We start from the raw sequence: 5,251 nt of genomic DNA on the forward strand, positions 1-5,251 counted from the left end.
AGTGTCATGAACAGATACTCTTTAGGGGGATCGACATATTAGGTGTGTTTTTTTCGGACAAACAGTAAAAAATAAACTATAGTTTTTATTAATTATTTTCCTAAAAACATTTGACTAACAAGCTTATTGGGAGAATAAGCTTGCAAATTGAAATGGATTATATTTTTAATAAAAGCATAATCAATATGACGCTCCCTTTTTAGGTATAACCCACGCCCGTGGGTGGGTGCTGAACAGTTACTAAAAAACAGCTGGGTAGCGTGATGGATCAGCTTGGTGCATCATCTGATATATTTTACCTACTACTGCTTCCACATTTGGTTTGGAAAAATAGTTCCCATCATCTCCATAGGCTGGGCGATGTGGTTGGCTACTAATGGTGATTGGTGCTTCGTCCAGCATACCATAGCCCTCTTGTACTTCCAATACTTGTTGCATCATATAGGCAGTTGTACCCCCTGGTACATCTTCATCTGCAAAAACAATGCGATTGGTTTTGGCTAATGATTTTACAATGGTATGTTCTCTATCAAAAGGTAATAAGGTTTGTACATCGATTACTTCACACTCAATCCCTAAAGCAGCAAGACGGTCTGCTGCTTGACAAACAATGCGACACATGGCACCATAGGTCACAATGGTAACATCTCTGCCTATACGGAGTAGCTCCGGTATACCTAGCGGTATGGTCATTCTATCTAAATTACTAGGCATAGCTTCTTTTAACCGGTAACCATTTAAACATTCAATGATTAAAGCAATATCATCTGATTGCATCATCGTATTATAAAAACCAGCTGCTTGGGTCATATTACGAGGAACGATTAGGTATATGCCCCTTATAGCCTGTATAATGCTTGATATATAGGAACCAGCATGCCAAATACCTTCTAGGCGATGGCCTCTTGTTCGAATGATCATAGGGGCTTTTTGCCCCCCTTTTGTTCTATATCGCAGTGTTGCTAAATCATCTTCTATAATTTGCAGGGCATAAGGTAGGTAATCTAAATATTGTATTTCAACAATAGGCCTTAGCCCACGCATAGCTGCACCAATACCTTGGCCGATCATAGTACATTCACGAATGCTTGTATCTGTTACACGTAATTCCCCATATAGCGCTTGTAGACCGGCAAAACCTTGGTTGACATCACCTATTTTTCCTAGGTCTTGTCCAATAGCAAAAACACGACCATCTCGCTCGAATAATGATTTAAAATAACCACATAATATTTCCCTGCCGTCTACTTGCGCAGGATTGTCTCCATAAATAGGCGGATTTGCTTTTACCCATAAGGCAGCATCGTTAGAATGGCTATACAGATGGCTACTAAATCTTTTTTCGTTGTTTCTTCTATTTTTGTTCCACCAAGCTAGTATGTTTTTTTTATGGATATAAGGTATTTCCCGTAAGGCATAGAGGGCTTTATCTACTGCCTGCGTTACATCTAAATGGCGGGGATGTGGCAATGCGGTTAGTTCATCTATGATGGTTGGCAGCTGGTTGGCGCCCGCTGCCTCTTTGGGCCATACGATATCGTTTAGCAAAGCCAGTAGCTCTTGTTTTTCTTCGTTATTTTCGCTTACTAGTTTATTCCAGGCTGTTTGCTGTGCTATTTTTACTTTTTGCTCTGCTGCTAAAGCCATCTGTTGGAGTGTTTCCTCTGTAGTTATGCCACTTTGTACCATCCATGCTGCCATCCTGGGTAAGCAATCATAGGCTGCTTCCCACGCTAATCGTTCTGTTGGCTTGTAGCGCTCGTGGGAGCCAGATGTAGAATGACCTTGCGGTTGGGTCATTTCTTTAACGTGAATCAATACCGGAATATGTTCTGCTCTACAGATGGTGACTGCCTGGTAATAGGTCTTACATAGGTCTAGATAGTCCCACCCCTTGGTAACAAATATTTCATAGCCAGCTTGATGTTTTGTGCGTTTAAAACCTGCTAAAACAGCCGAAATATCTCCCTTGGTTGTATGATAGGCTTGGGGCACAGAAATACCATACCCATCATCCCAAATAGAGATACACATAGGCACTTGCAGTACGCCTCCTGCATTAATGGTTTCAAAAAACATACCTTCTGAGGTACTGGCATCACCAATGGTGCCAAAAGCCACTTCATTACCTTGATTAGAGAAATTTGTTTGCATTTTTTCAAACGCAGGTGAGCGATACAATTTAGAAGCATAGGCTAGCCCCAATAACCTAGGCATTTGTGAAGCGGTAGGTGAGAGATCAGCTGAAACATTTTTGCTGGTTAGTTGGTTTAACCAATTGCCTGCTTCATCTATAAATCTTGTTGCAAAGTGGCTGTTCATCATTCTCCCTCCAGAAGCTGGTTCAGCCTCTATAGAAGCGTGTGCATATAACTGCGCAAAGTATTGTTGCCAGGTTAAAGCTCCAATGGCCAACATAAACGTTTGGTCCCTATAGTAACCCGAACGCCAATCGCCAGGTTGGAAATATTTAGCCATGGCTAGTTGAGCCACCTCTTTGCCATCTCCAAAAATACCAAATTTGGCTTTTCCTGCAAATACTTCTTTACGTGCCAATAGGCTTGCTGCTCTGCTTTCGCATGCTATTCGATAGTCATTCAGTATGTCAGTAGGCGTAATAGATAAGGATTGTAACATATGCTTTATGGTAATGGAGCTAGATAATACATAGCTAGTAAATAAGTGATACAAAAGTAAAGGCTTTTTATGCAAAAATCATTAGACCTTTTGCACAACCTATTGCTAATGGCACTTTTGTGTCGAAACTGATCTATGCTCCTCCCATACATTTAATATGTTTCGGTGTGCTACTGTGCTAAGTACTGACAATTAGTCAGTAACTAGTCATTTATAGTTTACATTTTATTTGATTAAACTATTTGGCATGAAATATGCTGTATTGCAGGTCAGATTAGCATGCGTGCAAGCAAATTAGCGTGCTGTGCACGTTTTAATTTTAGATGTATACGATCAATCAATTATATAAAAAAAGTTATGACCAAAGTTCATATAAAACCATTGGCTGATCGGGTTCTGGTAGAACCTGCAGCAGCTGAAGAAAAAACAGTAGGCGGTATTATTATTCCTGATAGCGCTAAGGAAAAACCCCAAAAGGGCCAAGTAATTGCCGTAGGTCCAGGCAAAAAAGACGAGCCTATGAGTGTTAAAGTAGGGGATAAGGTGCTCTATGGCAAATATAGTGGCACGGAGTTATCTATAGATGGTAGGCTTTATCTTATTATGAAAGAGTCTGATATTTATGCTATTACCTAATAGCTTCTTAGTCAATTAGATCCTTATAACCTAATAATAAATTTATATACAATGGCAAAAAATATATTTTTTGATGCAGAAGCACGAGAAAAGCTTAAGCGAGGTATTGATACCATGGCCAATGGTGTCAAGGTTACGCTAGGTCCAAAAGGCAGAAACGTTATTTTGGATAAAAAATTTGGGGCACCTAGTGTTACTAAAGATGGTGTATCAGTAGCAAAAGAAATTAGTCTAAAAGACCCTGTAGAAAACATGGGTGCCCAGTTGGTAAAAGAAGTAGCTTCTAAAACAGCTGATAGTGCGGGAGATGGTACTACTACTGCGACCCTTTTAGCCCAATCTATTTTTACCCATGGTATTAAAAATGTGGCTGCAGGGGCTAATCCTATGGATATTAAGCGTGGTATAGACAAAGGAGTAGAAGCAATTGTTAAAAAATTGCAAGACACTTCTAAAAAGATTCATAATTCCAAAGAGATAGAACAGGTGGCTACTATTTCCGCTAATAGTGATAGCAAGATTGGTAAAATGATTGCAGATGCTATGGAAAAAGTGGGTAAAGATGGTGTGATCACGGTTGAGGAGGCTAAGGGTACAGAAACAGAAGTAAAGGTAGTGGAAGGAATGGAGTTCGATCGAGGCTATTTATCTCCTTATTTTGCGACTAATACAGAAAAAATGGAAGTAGAGCTGTCGAATCCTTACATCCTTATTTGTGATAAGAAAATTTCTGTCATGAAGGAGCTGTTACCTATTTTAGAAGCTGTTTCTCAAGGTGGCAGGCCATTGGTCATTATTGCCGAGGATGTAGATGGCGAAGCGTTAGCTACACTGGTTGTAAATAAAATTCGTGGCGTGTTGCGCGTAGCGGCTGTAAAAGCTCCTGGCTTTGGTGATAGAAGAAAAGCTATGCTAGAGGATATTGCAGCCCTTACAGGAGGTGCTTTAATTACTGAAGAGAAAGGCTGCAAACTTGAAGCCGCTACTTTGGAATGCTTGGGTACCGCAGAAAAAATCAATATCAACAAGGATAATACCATTATTGTGAATGGGGGAGGAGATAAGCAAGCTATTGAGGCTAGAATTGGCCAAATCAAGGCACAAATAGCCCATGCTACTTCTGATTACGATAAAGAAAAGTTACAAGAACGTTTGGCCAAGTTATCTGGTGGTGTAGCCATTCTTTATATTGGTGCGGCCACAGAAGTTGAGATGAAGGAAAAAAAAGATCGTGTAGATGATGCCCTACATGCAACCAGAGCAGCCGTGCAAGAAGGTATTGTTCCAGGTGGAGGAGTTGCCTTGTTACGTGCCGCTACATCTGGGGTACTGGATAATATAGCCGTAGAGAACGAAGACGAGCGCACTGGTATCAAAATCTTAAAGCTTGCTCTAGAGTCTCCTTTAAGGACGATTGTATCTAATGCAGGTGGTGAGCCATCTGTAGTGGTACAACGTGTAAAAGAAGGCAGTGCCTCTTTTGGCTATAATGCCCGTACAGATACATTTGAAGATCTCTACACGGCTGGAATCATTGATCCAACCAAAGTAACTAGGCTTGCGCTAGAGAATGCAGCTTCTATTGCTTCCCTTTTACTTACTACGGCTTGTGTAGTAGCAGATGATCCTGAGGATGAAAAAGCTGCTCCTATGCCTCCAATGGGTGGTGGAATGGGGGGTATGATGTAGTATCCTGTTTGACTGTTATCTATGCGAAAATCAGGTGATCAGTAACCAACTGGTCATCTGATTTTTTTAATGTCTTTGGGTATAAAAGGTTACCTTATTCAATCGTGAACAAATACGAAAAAAATTTGTTTTCATTCACCCCTATGGCACCGTTTCCGTTCATCCCTATGGCTTATGGTAGGAAAAAAACGCGCCCTTTGAAAAAAGTGCGATCAGAAAGCGCAGTTTACAGATGAAAAGAAAAACAGTTGCCGGGAGGGATTGCAGGTAGGTTCCTGTTTTTCCAGCT

3 protein-coding genes are annotated in these 5,251 nt (G+C 40.7%); 2 read left to right on the forward strand and 1 reads right to left on the reverse strand.

The genetic code is table 11. From position 1 onward, the window contains the following. Positions 1-240 precede the first annotated feature (240 nt). Positions 241-2,637, reverse strand: coding sequence for a thiamine pyrophosphate-dependent enzyme (locus tag MUW74_RS03435; RefSeq protein ID WP_243517803.1), 2,397 nt, complete (start codon positions 2,635-2,637; stop codon positions 241-243). Positions 2,638-2,994: 357 nt separating this feature from the next. Between MUW74_RS03435 and groES the strand changes: the two genes are divergently transcribed. Further along, positions 2,995-3,273 carry a co-chaperone GroES gene (gene groES / locus MUW74_RS03440; RefSeq protein WP_243018214.1) on the forward strand — a complete coding sequence of 93 codons (279 nt, stop codon included), beginning with the start codon at positions 2,995-2,997 and terminating at the stop codon, positions 3,271-3,273. 51 nt (positions 3,274-3,324) lie between these two features. Beyond that, the gene (groL, locus tag MUW74_RS03445) at positions 3,325-4,962 is read left to right on the forward strand and encodes a chaperonin GroEL (protein WP_243517801.1); all 1,638 of its coding nucleotides are present in this window, start codon (positions 3,325-3,327) and stop codon (positions 4,960-4,962) included. Positions 4,963-5,251: the final 289 nt, after the last annotated feature.

Origin of the sequence: Candidatus Cardinium sp. cBcalN2 (assembly GCF_022810445.1) — a bacterium.
In the GTDB taxonomy this organism is placed as follows: Bacteria; Bacteroidota; Bacteroidia; order Cytophagales; family Amoebophilaceae; genus Cardinium.